The 16,697-nt window shown below is 46.9% G+C and carries 14 protein-coding genes and 1 pseudogene; 1 reads left to right on the top strand and 14 read right to left on the bottom strand.

Going from position 1 to position 16,697, the window contains the following annotated elements:
- Nucleotides 1–225: 225 nt before the first annotated feature.
- The 13 genes and pseudogenes from CKQ84_RS21060 to CKQ84_RS20995 form a co-directional block, all read right to left on the bottom strand.
- Nucleotides 226–1,413, bottom strand: a complete 1,188-nt coding sequence (locus tag CKQ84_RS21060; RefSeq protein ID WP_105252645.1) for an aromatic amino acid transport family protein — start codon at nt 1,411–1,413, stop codon at nt 226–228.
- Nucleotides 1,414–2,190: 777 nt separating this feature from the next.
- Nucleotides 2,191–2,832 carry a bifunctional phosphoribosyl-AMP cyclohydrolase/phosphoribosyl-ATP diphosphatase HisIE gene (hisIE, locus tag CKQ84_RS21050; RefSeq protein WP_105252644.1) on the bottom strand — a complete coding sequence of 214 codons (642 nt, stop codon included), beginning with the start codon at nt 2,830–2,832 and terminating at the stop codon, nt 2,191–2,193.
- Nucleotides 2,833–2,966: 134 nt separating this feature from the next.
- Nucleotides 2,967–3,740, bottom strand: a complete 774-nt coding sequence (gene hisF, locus CKQ84_RS21045) for an imidazole glycerol phosphate synthase subunit HisF (RefSeq protein ID WP_006081894.1) — start codon at nt 3,738–3,740, stop codon at nt 2,967–2,969.
- Nucleotides 3,722–4,459: a 1-(5-phosphoribosyl)-5-[(5-phosphoribosylamino)methylideneamino]imidazole-4-carboxamide isomerase gene (gene hisA, locus CKQ84_RS21040; RefSeq protein WP_105252643.1), complete on the bottom strand. Its 738-nt coding sequence runs from the start codon at nt 4,457–4,459 to the stop codon at nt 3,722–3,724. The genes hisF and hisA overlap by 19 nt, the downstream gene beginning before the upstream one ends.
- 66 nt (nt 4,460–4,525) lie before the next feature.
- Complete coding sequence (hisH, locus tag CKQ84_RS21035; protein ID WP_105252642.1) at nt 4,526–5,320, bottom strand: imidazole glycerol phosphate synthase subunit HisH; 795 nt, start codon at nt 5,318–5,320, stop codon at nt 4,526–4,528.
- Between the two features lie 31 nt (nt 5,321–5,351).
- Complete coding sequence (gene hisB / locus CKQ84_RS21030; RefSeq protein ID WP_105252641.1) at nt 5,352–6,443, bottom strand: bifunctional histidinol-phosphatase/imidazoleglycerol-phosphate dehydratase HisB; 1,092 nt, start codon at nt 6,441–6,443, stop codon at nt 5,352–5,354.
- Nucleotides 6,444–6,557: 114 nt separating this feature from the next.
- A complete protein-coding gene (gene hisC, locus CKQ84_RS21025) occupies nt 6,558–7,718 on the bottom strand; it encodes a histidinol-phosphate transaminase (protein ID WP_105253129.1) in 1,161 nt (386 codons plus the stop codon).
- A 28-nt stretch (nt 7,719–7,746) separates the two neighbouring features.
- Nucleotides 7,747–9,069, bottom strand: a complete 1,323-nt coding sequence (gene hisD, locus CKQ84_RS21020) for a histidinol dehydrogenase (RefSeq protein WP_105252640.1) — start codon at nt 9,067–9,069, stop codon at nt 7,747–7,749.
- Between the two features lie 3 nt (nt 9,070–9,072).
- Nucleotides 9,073–9,972: an ATP phosphoribosyltransferase gene (gene hisG / locus CKQ84_RS21015; protein ID WP_105252639.1), complete on the bottom strand. Its 900-nt coding sequence runs from the start codon at nt 9,970–9,972 to the stop codon at nt 9,073–9,075.
- Between the two features lie 847 nt (nt 9,973–10,819).
- Nucleotides 10,820–11,413: a hypothetical protein gene (locus CKQ84_RS21010; RefSeq protein ID WP_254053144.1), complete on the bottom strand. Its 594-nt coding sequence runs from the start codon at nt 11,411–11,413 to the stop codon at nt 10,820–10,822.
- A 285-nt stretch (nt 11,414–11,698) separates the two neighbouring features.
- Nucleotides 11,699–11,874 (bottom strand): annotated as a pseudogene (locus tag CKQ84_RS24110) (transposase); the annotation flags it as partial.
- 220 nt (nt 11,875–12,094) lie between these two features.
- The gene (locus CKQ84_RS21000) at nt 12,095–13,072 is read right to left on the bottom strand and encodes a transposase (RefSeq protein WP_105252638.1); all 978 of its coding nucleotides are present in this window, start codon (nt 13,070–13,072) and stop codon (nt 12,095–12,097) included.
- A gap of 142 nt (nt 13,073–13,214) precedes the next feature.
- On the bottom strand, nt 13,215–13,715 hold the full coding sequence (locus tag CKQ84_RS20995; RefSeq protein ID WP_158683085.1) for a GNAT family N-acetyltransferase: 501 nt from the start codon (nt 13,713–13,715) through the stop codon (nt 13,215–13,217).
- Between the two features lie 432 nt (nt 13,716–14,147).
- Between CKQ84_RS20995 and CKQ84_RS20990 the strand changes: the two genes are divergently transcribed.
- Nucleotides 14,148–16,157, top strand: a complete 2,010-nt coding sequence (locus CKQ84_RS20990; RefSeq protein ID WP_173913203.1) for an ATP-dependent DNA helicase — start codon at nt 14,148–14,150, stop codon at nt 16,155–16,157.
- 237 nt (nt 16,158–16,394) lie between these two features.
- Here CKQ84_RS20990 and CKQ84_RS20985 read toward each other — a convergent pair whose 3' ends face one another.
- Nucleotides 16,395–16,685: a cytochrome c3 family protein gene (locus tag CKQ84_RS20985; protein WP_028759787.1), complete on the bottom strand. Its 291-nt coding sequence runs from the start codon at nt 16,683–16,685 to the stop codon at nt 16,395–16,397.
- Between the last annotated feature and the right edge of the window lie 12 nt (nt 16,686–16,697).

Raw genomic sequence — 16,697 nt, 5'->3', positions numbered from 1 at the left:
TTGATTCGGAGCTGTTGCTCCGGAGGTATCGCATTGGAGCTTTTATATCGCGCACGAGCACCTGAGGCAGTTTAACACTCAAGGGCTTAGCTGACTAATGTGAAAGGATCATTGAATAGACAAGAGCCTGATGTCAATAGTTGAGGTTTTACAGGCTCTTGTACTTAATCTGTTATTCGGGCTAGCTAACTTTTAGTTCACTCACTCTTGGTGAGTGAATTGCGGCTAGCTAAATATCTGGGCGGCGATCACCACAATTCCGCAAAGTGTGGCGAGCATTAAGGCTAACTTTCCGCCCGCAACGCGGTAACCCGTCGGCATATTGGCAGCGTCTCGCATCTGGCGTTGTGTCCACACCATGGCCACAGGTAAAAAGATGGCGAGGATCACCAGCGCAATCGCCGCGTAACCCAGCGCTGTGATAAAACCTTGAGGGTAGAAGAGGGCAAAACCTAAGGGCGGTAAAAAGGTGATAGCCGCAGTTAAGCTTCGACCTGTTGCATTATCTTCTTGCCTTAAGCTTGAGGCCATAAAATCGAACAAACCTAAACTCACCCCTAAAAACGAGGTCGCAAGGGCGAGATCGGCAAATAGACTTATAGTGCTACTTAAGTATTCACTGTGCAGCACACTTGCCAGTTGATTGATAAAGCTCGATAAACTCTGGTTTTCGAGCAATTGACTTTGGCTCAATACGCCTTGACTGCCCAGTTGCCACAAAAGGTAAATCACTAATGGCAAAGCCGAGCCAAACAACATGATCCTGCGCAGGGCTTTGACTTCAACGCCTAAGTAGCGCACCACTGATGGAATCGAACCGTGAAAACCAAAGGAGGTAAAAATCACTGGAATAGCCGTGATAATTAGGCCTTGGTTGAGCGGGAGTTCGAGCAAATGTGGGCTTTCAACCTGCGGCAGTAACAAGGCCAACATAAGCAATAATGCCAATAGCTTAAGGGCAAATAAACCGCGATTGATGAGATCCACACAGTGGGTTCCCATGCCCACAATGGCGCCAACCAGCAGGGTGAATAGGATTGCACCCGCCTGCGGTGGCAAATTTAGTCCTAGCCAAGTGCTCAGCTTTTGGTTCACTTGCTCGCCGCCGCCAGCAATGTAGGCGGCGCAGAGGGCGTACAGTAAAAACATTAGGGCGCTATTGGCGATCAACTGGCCCTTACGACCCAATAAGCGTTGCGCTAAGTGATTAAGGCTGGCATCGCTGGGGGCGAATTGATGGATTTCCACCATAAGCAGTGCCGTGTAGGCCATCAGCGCCCATAGGATGAGCATAATGGCGGAGGAGGTGCCAAAACCGAGTCCAGCCGATGCGATAGGCAAAGCCAGCATACCCGCGCCGATTGTGGTGCCGGCGATAAGCAGTAAACTGCCGAAAATTTTATTCTGTGTCATAACATGATCTCAAAAGCGTGTTGCAAGAAAAAGAGATAAAGACTTGATCCTAAAGCAACCGTCTTAAAGGATTTTGATGCGATTCAAGCACAAAATGATTTAAGCAAATGAGACAGTGGCGCTCAGCGGATCCGAAAGGATATGGCCACAATGGAAGGTCAGGCGAGGTGCCTTTATACCCAAACAACCTGAAGATGCAGGATTCAGAGGGAGTTTAACGCACTTTAGGCAAGGCGGTTATTTGCAGACCTAGCGGGCTAAGTTAAAAATAACCAACACCGCATAAAGTGCGTTAAAACCCGCCGGGACGGAGCGTCTAGGGTACTCCACTCCCGTGTTGCATCAATTCAAAAGGTGGTCGACATTCTGTCATTGATGCGCCTTGAATTGAAGCCCCCTAGGCGCTCTGAAACTCGTATCTTCAGGTAGCTTGGGTATATCCATTGCGGCTACAGATAGGGATAATAAAAGGGTGTGAAACACATAAAACTTGCCTTAGCGTGTGTTGAGTAAAAACGGATAAGTGTTTTGATGCCTTGCCTTAATAACCTAACGGCAACGGAGGTTACCATAGGGAACCGAACTGTACTTGTCAACCATTACAACAGTATTTTGATTATTTTTTGTTATAGGATTAAGGCGCAAGATATTCATTGATCACATTGCGGCAATGGCACTTGAGGGAATCGCGCGATAAAAAATGCCGCCGACTTGATTTAAGCGGGCGGCATTTTTAGCGGTAAAATCGATAGTAAGACATCAGGAACAGTGAGCAGATTATGCTTTGCTCTGCAGCGCCTTTTCATGTCTTGCCAACAAATTTGCTGTGATGTCACTGAGGCTTAAGTGTTGATCCTCAAGCAATACCAGTAGGTGATAGATAAGATCAGAGGCTTCGTTAACCAACTCTTCCTTATCGTGGGTCGCAGCGGCAAGGGCGGTTTCAAGACCTTCTTCTCCGACCTTTTGGGCGATACGTTTTGTGCCGCGCGCAAACAAAGACGCCGTGTAACTGGAATCGGCACTTTGCCCTTTACGTGAGGCGATTAAGCTGGCGAGGTTGTTCAAAAAGGGGTGCGCATTGTCATCTAACCAGCAACTTTCGGTGCCTTTGTGGCAGGTTGGGCCGTTGGGGAGCACTTGCACTAACAGGCTATCGTTATCGCAGTCTTTATCGATAGCGACCAATCTTAGCGTATTGCCAGAGGTTTCACCCTTGGTCCATAAGCGCTGTTTTGAACGGCTGAAAAAGGTGACATCACCTGTGCTCAAGGTTTTTTCCAGCGCGGCCTTATCCATATAACCGAGCATTAATACCTTGCCCGATAAATGGTTTTGGATAACGGCAGGAATAAGCCCATCCTGTTTATTCCAATCCAGCTCGCTAAAATCCGATTTAGTGTGTGTTTGCGTTGACATAGTGTTCACTCTTAATTTGTTGATGCTTTTTAGCGACGTATTGTGGTTGCTAGCTCTTACTCATGCTCTTACTGTAGCGGTAGGCGCCATTAGCTCGCTATAAACGATTGACCGCGAGCGGCTAATTGCAATAGCTAGCGCCTAATCGCAATGCCTTCGGCCGCTAAATAGGCTTTTAATTCACCGATGTTGATAATCGCCTTGTGGAATACGCTCGCCGCCAGCGCCGCATCGACCTTAGCTTCAATAAATACATCGCGAAAATGCGCCATAGTCCCTGCACCGCCAGAGGCAATTAAAGGTACGTCACAGATGGCACGAACAAGACTTAACTGCTTGATATCATAGCCGCCGCGCACGCCATCTTGGTTCATCACATTGAGCACGATTTCACCACAACCTCGTTTCTGTACTTCTTCAACCCAGTCTTGGGTGAACCACTGGGTATCCTTAGTTGCCGCTTCATCGCCGGTAAATTGCTTTACCTTATAGCTGTTGCTGGTGGCATCGAAAAAGGAGTCGATACCAATCACGATACATTGGCGGCCGAACTCGTCCTGCAGGCGCGAGATCAGACTCGGATCAGTTAAGGCGGGCGAGTTAATCGAAATCTTATCCGCCCCAAAGGCTAATAATTCACGGGCTTGGCTAATGGTTTTAATGCCACCTGCCACGCAGAAGGGAATATCAATCTGCTCCGCCACGCGGCTCACCCACGATTTATCGACCACACGTTCGTGGGCGCTGGCGGTAATGTCATAAAACACCAGCTCATCGGCGCCTTCTTCGGCATAACGCGCGGCTAAGGGCACGATATCGCCGACAATTTCGTGGTTACGAAACTGCACGCCTTTCACTACTTTACCGTCTTTTACATCTAAACAGGGGACTAGTCGTTTGGCCAGCATTGGATTGCCTCCGCCACGTTAAACTGATTGATAAGCAAGGCTTTACCGATAATGATGCCCGCAGCGCCGCTGTCTCGCACGGCGCTCACATCATCAAGGGTCGCAATACCGCCAGAGGCTTGCCAAGCGATGTCGGGATAGATGGCTGCAATTTCTTGATAAAGCGCGGTATTGGCGCCCGTTAAGGTGCCATCACGGCTAATGTCAGTTACAAGCGCGTGCTTTAAGCCGACCGCGCTAAAGGTTTCTACAAGGGATTCTAAACTCTTACCGCCACCACTTTGCCAACCGGATACGGCGACCATTTTCTCACCGCTCTGGTTGATATTGACATCGAGTGCAAGGCAAATCGCTTCGCTGCCGTATTTGATAAACCATTGTTTGACTAACTCAGGTTCTTTCACCGCAAGTGAGCCAATTACCACTCGTTTTACACCGATAGCTAATAATTCAGTGACTTGCTCTTCTGTACGAATGCCGCCGCCCACTTGAATATTGGCGTTTAGTCCCGCCACTAATTCACTGATAAGGCGAGTTTGGCGTTTAGCGGGATCTTTCGCGCCCGTTAAATCAACGATATGCAACCATTTCGCCCCTTGTGCCTCGTAGGATTGCAACTGCGCCAAAGGACTTAAATCAAAGGTGGTCTGCTGGCCGTAATCGCCTTGATAAAGGCGGACGACATTGCCATCAATTAAATCAATCGCAGGAATAATCATAAGCTCATATCCTTGATTTATTTTTAAGTTGTTCATTAGTATTTAGTTTTTTATTGAGTAATTTATTCATTGGTCAGCCTTCTTTACACCAGCTTGGCCATCAGCAGAGTTGCTTCGCAGCGCTTTGTTCATCAGCGCTTCGTTCATCAGCGCTTCATCCATCTGTAAAAAGTTACGCAGAATTTGCGCGCCCACGGCGGCACTTTTTTCGGGGTGGAACTGCACGCCCATAAAGTTGCCTTTGCCAATGGCGGCGCTAAAGCCTTCACCATAGGAACATTGGGCTAAGGTAAATTCACTCAACGGCGCGCGGTAACTGTGGACGAAATACACATAACTGCCATCTTCAATGCCCGCAAACAGCGGGTGAACGCTAGGGGTTTTGGCTTCTTGTGAGTTTGTCGTTAGTTTAAGTTGGTTCCAGCCCATGTGCGGTAAAGGTAAGCCTTCAGCTTTGAGTAACTGCGTATCCAGTTCACAAATGTTGATTGGGATTATGCCTAAGCACTCGCAATCTTGACCTTTTCCGCCGCGCTCCTTAGAAATCGCCGCGAGCATTTGCATGCCAAGGCACACGCCTAGCACAGGTTGAGTCAGGCCTTGAATGAGTTCGACCAAGCCTTTTTCATGTAAGGACGCCATGGCGGCACCCGCTGTGCCCACACCCGGCAGTACCACACGTTTTGCCGCTTTGATTTTGGCTTTATCGTCTGTGACCAATACCTTAGCGCCTAAACGCTCGAAGGCGAAACGTACTGAGTTTAAATTGGCACAGCCCGTGTCTATGATGACGGTTTCAGCATCTAGTGATGCATTTGCTGTTAATTGCTGGCCAGCTATTAATAGAGTGTCTTGTTGCATCCTAACCTCTTAAACGATTTATGCTGATGCCTTAAAGCACGCCTTTGCTCGATGGCAGAATATCGCCTTCGACTTTAACCGCTTGGCGTAGCGCGCGGCCGAGCACTTTAAACAGGGCTTCAACCTTATGGTGATCGTTATCGCCTTCGGTTGACACATGCAGCGTACAGCGCAGGCCATCGGCAAAGGAGCGGAAGAAGTGTGGCACCATTTCTGTGGCCATTTCGCCCACATGCTCACGCTCAAAATCGGCCGAGAACTTGATAAAAGGGCGGCCAGAGATATCCAGCAGGCATTCGCCCTTGGCTTCGTCCATCGGCAGACTAAAGCCGAAACGGGCAATGCCGCGTTTGTCACCGAGCGCTTGGCGCAGGGCATCACCTATGGCTAGCGCAGTGTCTTCGACGCTGTGGTGATCGTCGATTTCTAAATCGCCATCGACTTTCACATCCATTCTAAAATTACCGTGGGTGGCAATTTGATCGAGCATGTGGTCGAAAAAGCCAATGCCTGTGTCGATTTTGCCTTTAACGGGGCTGTCGAGATCCACTGTCACGCGAATATCGGTTTCTTTGGTGGTACGTACGACCGTGGCGGTGCGGCCTTTATTCAGCAGCGCATCAGCGATGGCATTCCAGCCCAAAGTGTCGCGTTGATATTTCAGACTTTTAATGCCCATGGCATTGCCGAGTTCCACATCGGTTTCGCGATCACCAATTACAGCTGATTGGGTGAAATCGATGCAGCCTTGGGTGAGGTAGTCTTTTACTAGCCCCAGCTTAGGTTTACGGCAGCTGCAATTTTCATCGTTAAAATGCGGGCAAATCACCACATCTTCAAAGTTAACCCCTTGGCTTTTGAGGATTTGCATCATCATATTGTGGGGCGCGTCGAAATCTACCTGCGGGAAAGACGGTGTGCCAAGGCCGTCTTGATTGCTGACCATGACTAAACGAAATCCCGCCTTTTGCAGACGTAGCAAAGCGGGGATCACCTGTGGCTCAAATACTAATTTAGCCAGACTATCGACCTGTTTGTCGGTGATGGGCTCTTCAATCAAAGTGCCATCGCGGTCGATAAACAGAATTTTTTGTGCAACGTTCGGGACAAATTGTGGGTTCATGGCTCTACCTTCAAATTCAATTCGTTTAGCTAATGCTTAAGCTGATTTAACTTTCAGCGTTGCATTCGCTTTTTATTAGTTTTTTATGATCAGAGATTTATTATCAGTGACTTATTATTCGTTTTCTGATGACTGCTCAGTGCGTTGCGATTCAAATAAATTCACTAACACATCGGTATCCGCCTTTGAACTAAAGCTAAAGCGGATAGCTTTGGCAAGCCTTGGGTCTTTGTAAGCGCGGGCGACAACACCGCTGCCTTGCAGTAACGCAGCGACCTTGGCGACATCATCAAATTCTCCCAATACGTAGTTGCCATAGGGAGTTAGCACTCTGCCGCCCCATTGTTCACAGTAAAGATTGAGTGCCGCGGCAAGTCTTTTACCCTGTTGATTGAGTTCTTTTACCTGAATTTTCATCCGCGCAACGCCTGCGCTCGATAGCGCCTGTGTGGCGACTTCACTCACGGGTAGCGGCACAGGATAGGGGGCAATCACGCGCATAATGATTTCGACTACGGCCTCGTTTGCCAGCATAAAACCACAGCGTGCGCCGGCGAGTGCGAAGGCTTTTGACAGGGTGCGCAGTACCACTAGATTCGGATAGCTTTCCAGCAAATCCGCCACACTGTATTCAGGGCAAAACTCAATATAAGCTTCGTCGATGACCACAAGCGCGTCGGGCAAGGCTTTGATTGCTTGCTCGATAATGGCTTTGTCGATCACTGTGCCCGTCGGATTATTGGGATTGCAGATAAACACCAGTTTTGCGCCGCGAACGTCCTCGGCATAGCTTGACGGCAAGCCATATTCCGCGCTGAGATTTAATGCTTTAACGTCCACATTAAAGGTGTTCGCGCTGATGGCATACATGCCGTACGTCGGGCCAAAGCAGGCGATGCTGTCGATGCCAGGTATACAAAAGGCGCGAATTAACAGTTCAATCGCTTCATCGGCGCCGCGGCTGGCAACTATCTTGCTGGTGCTCACGCCGCAGTATTCGCAGTAGGCACTGATAAGCTGCGGCGGTTGGCATTCAGGGTAACGATTCAATTTTGATAAATCGAGCGCTGCCGTATCGACATTATTGAAGGGCGACTCGTTGGCATTGATCCAAATATCACCACGACCGCCCAGTCTGCGGGCACTCTGGTAGGGCGTTAAATCCAGTAATTCAGGGCGCGCTAGGCGCTCAGCTAACGTTAGCGGCGCCGGTGCTAACGTCGATGCTAATGCTACGGGTTCTGCTGTCTTTTCCATGCTGCTCACTTGGCTCATTTTCTTCACTCACATCTCATTAAGCGGATCATTTCTCTAGGCCAGCTAAACGTACTGCGACGGCATTTTTGTGCGCATCGAGCAATTCGTTACTGGCTAACGTCATGACCGCTTGCCCCAATCCGATTAAGCCCTTAGCACTGAGTTCCTGCACGGTAAAGCGGCGGCTAAAGTCGGCTAATGACAGGCTCGACACGGCGCGGCTGTAACCGTAAGTCGGCAGCACGTGGTTGGTGCCACTGGCATAATCGCCAACTGATTCAGGTGTATAAGCGCCTAAAAATACCGAGCCCGCCGCGCGAATGTTTTTCAGTACCTCACGGGGAAAGCGCGTTTGAATGATCAAGTGCTCAGGCCCATATTGATTGGAAACCTGCGCGGCTTGCTGCATATCGTCCACAACAAAAGTGCGACTGCTGAGGAGCGCCGTTGTAGCTATATCACAACGCGGCAGGGCAGCAAGTTGTCTTGTCAGCGCGTCATTGACGCCATTGGCGATCGCTTGCGAGTCTGTCACTAAAATCACTTGTGAATCAGGGCCGTGCTCCGCTTGCGAAAGCAAATCGGCGGCGATAAATTCGCAATTGGCGTCGCTATCGGCAATCACCAACACCTCAGAAGGACCAGCCGGCATATCGATACACACAGTGCAGCGGCCATCCTGTGACACTAAGCGTTTAGCTTCAGTCACGTAGCGATTACCTGGGCCAAAAATCTTATCGACCGTGGGAATCGTTTCTGTGCCAAAGGCCAGTGCCGCAATGGCCTGCGCGCCACCCACTTGATAAATTTCAGTGATCCCGCAGGCATTGGCGGCATAGATAATGGCATCGTTGATCGGCGGTGGGCTGACCAATACTCTTTGTTCGCAGCCGGCGATCTTGGCGGGCAGGGCGAGCATCATCACGGTAGAAATTAATGGCGCGCTGCCACCGGGGATATATAAACCCACTTTTTCAATCGGTTCGCTACGTAGCTCGCAACGTACTCCCGCCTCGGTTTCCATATCAATCGGACGAAATTGCTGGGCGCTGTGAAACACATCTATATTCGCCATGGCTTTGGCGATCGCCGCTTTCAGTTCTGGTGATACCCGTGCGCTTGCCGCAGCAATCTCGGCTTCATCCATGCGCAGCTCGCCACTTCCTTGTCCATTTAAATTTTTGGTCGCGCTATTGAAGCCATCAAACTTTTGATTAAATTCGGCAATGGCGGCATCACCCCGTGTTGCCACCGCATCGATAATGGCGCGAACGCTTTGCTCTAAACCGCTATCACCAATTAAGGGCGAGCGTTTCAGCGCCGTTTTCTGCTCGGCGGTTGATAAGGTTGACCAAGTTAGGATTTCCATAGATTACCCCATCATTTTTTCGATTGGCATTACCAGAATCGAGCTGGCACCGAGTGCGGTCAACTGTTCCATGGTATCCCAGAACAAATCTTCGGTACTGACTGCGTGGATAGCAACGCGGTTAGTATCATCATTTAATGGCAATACGGTTGGGTTTTCAGCGCCGGGCAGCAGGGCGACGATTTGATCTAAGGTTTCAGTTGGCGCGTGCAGTAGGATGTACTTGCTCTCACGGGCGCGGATAACGCCGTTGACGCGGGACAGAATTTTGTCGATGAGTGCTTGTTTAGTCGGCGATTGGGTTTGGGTCGATTGAATAATGCAGGCCATAGAGCGGTAAATCACTTCGGTTTCGTATAAACCGTTGGCCTCTAAGGTGGCGCCCGTCGACACGAGATCACAAATCCCATCGGCAAGGCCGGCACGCGGGGCGACTTCAACCGAGCCTTTTAACATACAGTCGCGATAAGTTATGCCTTTTTGTTGCATAAAACGGCGCAGCAGGTTCGGGTAAGACGTGGCGATGCGTAATCCTTCTAACGAGGAGGCATCGGCGTAACTGAATTCTGTTGGTACGGCTAACGAGAGGCGACATGATCCGAAATCTAACTGACGCAGTTTTAGGCACTCTGCGGGTTTGTTCAGAGTTTGACGCTCGATTTGTTCCTCTTCGAGCACATTTTCACCTATGATCCCCATATCAACCACGCCGTCCATCACCAATCCTGGGATATCGTCATCACGAACGCGCAGTAAATCGATAGGCATATTGTCAGCATGAGCGATAAGGCGTTGTTCATTAATGGAAAACTTAACGCCACAGCTTTTTAGTAGCTGCTGAGAATCAGTAGAAAGACGGCCAGATTTTTGGATGGCGATGCGTAAACGGTTCGATTCAGTCATAGTGTTATCTCGCTCAAAAGTATCAAAATTAAAAGATTCAAAAGTGTGTGTTTAATCGGTTTAATACGCCTTGCCATTCAATGGGCTCTAGCTAAGGTCTTTAGTTAAGTGCTCTTTGCTAACGTATTGATAATTTATTAAATATCTAAAGTTGCTTATTTAAATTAAAACCAAAATTAATGCCTAAATGCAAAAACCCCCGGAATTCCTTCCAGGGGTTTATGATCATCTTGAATCAGTCCGCCAGAAGGATATAGTCCTCCGGCAGTGAGCGTCCGAAGGCTACCGCATATGGTGGTGATGGTGGTGGATAGCGTTCAGTAGTGGGCTCATTTTACTCTCTCGGTATTTAACTTTATTAGCTTAACTGTTCGAAATACAGTGAAGCGTTGAATTCGTTGTTACGGACGTCTATCCGTATAAGTGGATTTAAACTAACCGCTTTTATGAGCCTTTGCAACAGCCAATTTGAATTAAATGAGAATATTTATGCGTTTTTGTGAAAGGCAGAAGGTTATCGTTAAATAAAGTTATTGAGCATTTTTGTTGGGTGGATGTTGAAAGTAGATGGAAATGTGTTGGAAGTAGTGTAGGGGAACTGTAACTTGAGTTGTGCGGTGCGTTTGCTGCTTCAACTCACGTAGGCTTGCCATGGCGCACCTTTCGAGCATTCGCATAATCTGTAGATTTACAAGACATACGCAACATACTTTTGGACAAAACTGTACTGGGACTGATGATTTAATTGGTATATTTCGGATTAATATTTGTAGGGATTAGCGCCGCAATAAGCGGCTGTAATACGTAGACTAAAATAGGAGATAGGCGACAAAGCCTACGTGTTAGCTTACTCATTAACTTCCATTATCTCAATGACTTGGCTTACACATGATGGAAGATAAATCTGTTTAAAACTCTCAGGATCGTTTCTCAAAGAGAATAAATCATTGGTGAGCGTTTCGGTTGTTTTTAAAGACTTCTTATACGACTCTCTAATCTCAGCTATTTGTTGTTCTGACATTACAATAGACTTAAATTTCGCGATTGCAACTGACCTATTGATTACGTCATCAATTACTTCTTCCTCTTGTTTATTAAAGAGAAATCTATCAACTATAGCTTGCCAACTGATCATGCAGTTCATTTCTGCATGTATCAGCATTTCATTTTTCAGAGGATTAATGTTTTCAGTCAGATTCACAGCACTTGGCGAACTTATACTATTGCCAAAATATTGGGGAGTATTTATACGACAGATTTTGTCCCAAGAAATACAAGAGTTTCCACAAGGCTGTCCTTTACTACAACTTTTTGCGTTTGCATTAAAGGAAAACACAAGTGTAACAATTATCAAAAATCTAAGTATCACAAAACTATCCTTAGTTAAGCCAACAGCTAGTATTAAATCAAACCATCCATTTAAAAAAATCTGGCCATCCATTTTAGATCAACAACATAATGCACTTTCTATTTGTCTACAACTTGTACTAGCTAAAATTGCTTAAAAGTATTTCTAAGCCACCCATGATGCGAAACATAACCTACAACACCAAGTCGCATTTACCAAAGGTATTTTTACTGAGGTTGAAAGTCACATTTTCGAGGTTTTTTGGTCGTTTTGTATTAATTTGCCGATAGTTAGCTGAAATTGGATGAATTAAGTTCGAGCCATATTCTCCACTGCGGTGGATTAATCAATTTGAGCACTAAATTATCTCAGCTTCGGTCAGCTTGCCATTAAATGCTGGCAGCTGTGTCGATAATGCCTTCGTCGCTTTTCAAGGTGTTCGTAGTAACAAGTGAGTTCTTGCAAAGTACCCACGGGACCTTTAAATAGCTGCCCGAAATGGTGAGCTTAAGCCAATGCTCAGGTGGAATATTAAGGCGACTCAGTAAGCTAGCGGGGTTTCCAAGCCACCCATGATGCGAAACATAACCTACAACACCAAGTCGCATTTACCAAAGGTATTTTTACTGAGGTTGAAAGTCACATTTTCGAGGTTTTTTGGTCGTTTTGTATTAATTTGCCGATAGTTAGCTGAAATTGGATGAATTAAGTTCGAGCCATATTCTCCACTGCGGTGGATTAATCAATTTGAGCACTAAATTATCTCAGCTTCGGTCAGCTTGCCATTAAATGCTGACAGCTGTGTCGATAGTGTCTTCGTCGCTTTTCAAGGTGTTCGCAGTAACAAGTGAGTTCTTGCAAAGTACCCACGGGACCTTTAAATAGCTGTCCGAAATGGTGAGTGAGCTTAAGCCAATGCTCAGGTGGAATATTAAGGCGACTCAGTAAGCTAGCACTGCTCGAACTGATACTCCCGCATTTATCATCGCGAATAATTCTGCCGGTATCGTCGACCAGTTGCAGATAATCTTGTAAATCAAAGTGCAGCCCTTTAGACATATTGTCCCGCTCATTACCGATAAAGGGCAATAATGTTTGAGGTTGTTTGCCTGCGAGTGCCGCGCGGATACGCCGTTGAATACTGGTGAAATCCGAGGTTTCTGGTGTTGTGGCGAGATGCGCGCGGATAGGATTGAGGTCAACATAGGCCATACATGCGAGTACTGCCGCCTCATCAAGTAGGGCTTGGGATTTAAAACGGCCCTCCCAGAAGCGCCCAGTGCAGTTATCCTCTTGATTTGCCTTACGGGCGATAGGTTCATTTAACGCGCGCATAAACCAAGAGATATCACTTAAGCGACTGCGATATAGGGCAATATGGTGTTTAAGGTTAGCCACGTCATCGGCTTCAACAACGTGCCCTTTGACAAATTGTTGTGTTAATTCAGTGCCTTTAAATACTTGATGCCAATGCTCAAGCACTTCTCTATCACTCCATTGATTGGCTTGGTAAATATCCACACAGAGTACCAAGTGCAGATGGTTGCTCATCACTGCATATGCTGCAACATCAATAGCAAAGACCTGAGCCAGTTTAAGTAATTGCTGCTCTACCCACTCGCGTCTATGGTCGTAATTTTTACCTGAGAAAAGGTCTTCACCACACAAATAGGCACGTCTGACTACTCGACTAGAGCAGTGATAAAAAGGCGTATCTTCCAAACTGACTTGAGTTCTCCTTGGCTGTGGCATCATCACACTCCTTGTGCAGGGAAATAGACACTAAGCCTAGTTGCTAATTTGGTGACTCACCAAGAAGCACCATCAAATTCACAATAATTAACAATGGGTGGCTTAGAAAAACTGCTTAGAGAAACTTGAACAACATGGATTGTTAGATGTGTTCATTTATGATGAATGTATAAAACGGCGTAGTTTCATCCTCGATTAACTCACGTACTGAATTAAGCTGTAATCGTTTTGATACCGCTTTAAAAAAGCGCAAAGCCAGTTCATTTTCTTTGAACGTAGCGACCAGTATCGGTGTGCTAATCTGCTCAAATATTTGACGGACTACTTCGAGCGCAATCCAACCACCGCGATATTTAGGAAGAATAAAGAGGTCAGCCAGTTCCCAGATAAGCCTTTTTTCATCTTCAACCCATTCTAGTAGAACAAAGCCTATCAATACTTCATTTACCCAAATGAGGTAGGCTTTTGCCTCTTGTGAGTTAACATAGGATTCAAGATCTGAGGCTGTAGATCCATCATATAACCCATCAATGCCTATATCTTCTTTACTCCAAGATGTTGAATCAAAATAATAAAGTTGGAGCAGACGTTGTAGCGTTGTGGTGTCACTTGTTTTTAAATTGATAAGACTAACGTTTGACATCATTCATCCTGATTACCTGCGTCTTAGTATTGATGCTTGGGCACTGAAACATCCTGTTATCGAGCGTATATAATGGTATAGAGTTTTGCTTTGCTGAGGTAGCTTATTTATTTCAAATGGTTAGTGGCGGGCTGAAATCGACAGAAGTTTGCGAACCGTTATAGCTAGCGCACATGCTTTGGCGGATGCTAGCAAATACCGACGTTTAAATTGGCGTTAATTACGCGGCTAACTTGTAGTCTTATCTCAAATCAGCATAATGCTTCGAGCTGTTAAGCTTAACGCTATTGTTTACGGCAGTGGCATGCGGTACTAACTATTGTTTGTGCTTATAAAGTTTCACTATGCATTCGCTCAGTAATTTATTGTGTGGACTTGCAGTACTGTTTTCACTGACGTTCCTAACACCTTGATAAAGGATTGATTTTCCCTTTGACTCGCTCCCGCCAACCGACATCAAAGCATGTTTCCTCTAAAGAAACCGTCGCTAAGCCTTCTGCCTTAAAAGGCGCCGCTGCGGTGAGTCGACTCGCGTCCGAAGTGCAACGCGCATTTTTGCCCGATGGAGTATTGTCTAAACATATTCAAGGGTTTAGTGCGCGAACAAGCCAGATGCAGATGGCACAGGAAGTGAGTGAGGCGATAGCGGCGAAGGGCAATGTGGTGATTGAGGCGGGTACGGGGGTAGGTAAAACCTTTGCGTATTTGATCCCCGCGATATTGAGCGGTAAGCAAGTCATCGTCAGTACGGGCAGTAAAAACTTGCAAGAGCAGTTGTTTTTTAAAGACTTACCCGCGCTGGTCGTCATGTTGGGGATTGAGCCTAAACTGGCTCTACTAAAGGGCCGCAATAATTATCTGTGCCAGTGGCGACTCGATAAGCAAATGAGCGAGGCGACACATATCGATGCGCGTTTGTTAGATGATTTGTTGAAAATCAATCAGTGGGCGAGCACCTGTAAAGATGGTGATATTGGTGGTTTAACCTCAGTGCCTGAGAATTCCTCGGCGCTGCCGCTCGTGGTCAGCACTAAGGAAAGCTGTATTGGCAAGCGCTGCGACTTTTACGATGTCTGCTTTACTCGCAAGGCGCGCAGCCGTGCCCTGGATGCCAAAATCATTGTGGTTAACCACCATTTATTTTTCGCCGATAGCGTACTGAAAGACACGGGCTTTGCCGAGTTATTACCCGATCCTGATGTGGTGATTTTCGATGAAGCGCATTTATTACCCGATATTTGCGTTAACTATTTTGGCCAGCAATGTTCGAGTCGTACTATCGATGATTTTATTCAAAAGCTACTCGCTATTTATCAGACTGAACTCAGTGATACTGGGCAACTCGCCCAATTTTGCCAGCGTTGCCTCGCTAAATTAAGTGATTGGCATAATCAGTTATATTCCTGCGGCGAATCCGATTGGCGTTTAGTGCTGGGCAATAAAGCGCTCGCGGCGGCGTCATGGGATTTATTAGCGGAATTAACCGCGCTGCAGAATTTATTAATGGCCCATATTGGGCGTAGTGAATTGTTAGATGATATCGCCATTAAGTTGGCGGAGCTGAATAACAAGCTCAGTGTGTTTTTTAACTGCGATAATAATCTGGCGGCCTACAGCATCGAATTTGGTAGTCGCTTTGTGGTGCTGCGAATTTCACCAATCAATATTGCCCGTGAGTGCCAACAATTATTTGTGCCCGAAACCAGCTGGATATTTACCTCGGCAACTTTGCAGGTTAACCGCAGTCTTGTTCATTTTGCCCGAGAAATGGGTATCGTCGATGCGCAGCAAAGCATTCTCGACAGTCCCTTCGATTATCCCCGCCAAGCGGTATTTTGTGTGCCTAGACAACTTGGGAGCGTGACCAATCAACAGCAAGCGTTAAAGCAGCTGGTGGATGTGTGCGTGCAAGCGATAGATACGGCGCAGGGACGGACTTTTATTTTATTTACCAGCCATAAAATGCTCGAACAAGCGGCGCTGGCACTGCGAACTCGCACTCAGTATCCGCTGCTGGTACAAGGCCAAGCGGGTAAACAGAGTCTGCTGACTAAGTTTCGCCAACTCGGCAATGCGGTATTGCTCGGCACCAGTAGTTTTTGGGAAGGGGTGGATGTGCGCGGTAAATTGTTAAGCTGCGTGATTATCGACAAATTACCTTTTGTGTCGCCCGATGAGCCCCTGTATCGCGCCCGAGCCGACAATGTGAGTCGTCAGGGACTCGATCCTTTTACTGAAGTGTCGTTACCGCAGGCGATTATTTCGCTGAAACAAGGTGTTGGCCGTCTTATTCGCGATGAAAAAGATCGCGGTGTGCTGATCCTTTGCGATAATCGCATTGTGAATCGCTACTATGGCCAAGCCTTTTTAAACTCGCTGCCGCCGATGGCACGCACCCGTGACCTAGAAAAGGCATTGGCATTCTTGAGAACAATCCCCTGAGAGTCGTCTATGGCTTACCTAGCATAATTAAACTTGCCCTATTTGCCTGACATGGGATTCTGAGCTAAGTATTGAGCCGTTACACATATTGTGAGGATATAAAAACGGAGGTAAAAATTGCCACCTGTGAGCAATAGATGGCAAACACCCTTGGAGGTTGGGTCAAGTGGCATCCTGCCTAATGGTTCCATTCAAAATAAATAATTCTTCGGCCTTTGGTTTTAGATTTTTAGTGAATTAATGGCATTCTTTGCAAGCATCTGCTGGTGCTTTCTCTTGATGAGCTATGTGGCAATTGGTGCATGTTAAAACGCCATCATGTTTAGTATGAGCTTCGCCTGCGAGTGTTTTCATTTCTCCATGGCATGATACACATTGCTGATTTTCAAAAACATAATCCGCTGAAGGTTTTTTATCTTTATGGCAGGATTCACAGTCAGATCTTTCAGAATGACTGTCGGCAAGTGATACCGCCATTAAATTAGTTGAAAAGCACAGTGCGCACATTAGCATCATCTTTTTAAGCATGTTATTTTCCTT

The sequence above is a fragment of the Shewanella sp. WE21 genome, assembly GCF_002966515.1.
Taxonomy (GTDB): Bacteria; Pseudomonadota; Gammaproteobacteria; order Enterobacterales; family Shewanellaceae; genus Shewanella; species Shewanella oncorhynchi.
This window is presented reverse-complemented; position numbering and strand designations above follow the sequence as displayed.

Coding starts and splice junctions, on each gene's coding strand:
- CKQ84_RS21060 (WP_105252645.1), bottom strand. CDS start 1,413: ATGACACAGAATAAAATTTTCGGCAGTTTACTGCTTATCGCCGGCACC.
- hisIE (WP_105252644.1), bottom strand. CDS start 2,832: ATGTCAACGCAAACACACACTAAATCGGATTTTAGCGAGCTGGATTGG.
- hisF (WP_006081894.1), bottom strand. CDS start 3,740: ATGCTGGCCAAACGACTAGTCCCCTGTTTAGATGTAAAAGACGGTAAA.
- hisA (WP_105252643.1), bottom strand. CDS start 4,459: ATGATTATTCCTGCGATTGATTTAATTGATGGCAATGTCGTCCGCCTT.
- hisH (WP_105252642.1), bottom strand. CDS start 5,320: ATGCAACAAGACACTCTATTAATAGCTGGCCAGCAATTAACAGCAAAT.
- hisB (WP_105252641.1), bottom strand. CDS start 6,443: ATGAACCCACAATTTGTCCCGAACGTTGCACAAAAAATTCTGTTTATC.
- hisC (WP_105253129.1), bottom strand. CDS start 7,718: ATGAGCCAAGTGAGCAGCATGGAAAAGACAGCAGAACCCGTAGCATTA.
- hisD (WP_105252640.1), bottom strand. CDS start 9,069: ATGGAAATCCTAACTTGGTCAACCTTATCAACCGCCGAGCAGAAAACG.
- hisG (WP_105252639.1), bottom strand. CDS start 9,972: ATGACTGAATCGAACCGTTTACGCATCGCCATCCAAAAATCTGGCCGT.
- CKQ84_RS21010 (WP_254053144.1), bottom strand. CDS start 11,413: ATGGATGGCCAGATTTTTTTAAATGGATGGTTTGATTTAATACTAGCT.
- CKQ84_RS21000 (WP_105252638.1), bottom strand. CDS start 13,072: ATGCCACAGCCAAGGAGAACTCAAGTCAGTTTGGAAGATACGCCTTTT.
- CKQ84_RS20995 (WP_158683085.1), bottom strand. CDS start 13,715: ATGTCAAACGTTAGTCTTATCAATTTAAAAACAAGTGACACCACAACG.
- CKQ84_RS20985 (WP_028759787.1), bottom strand. CDS start 16,685: ATGCTTAAAAAGATGATGCTAATGTGCGCACTGTGCTTTTCAACTAAT.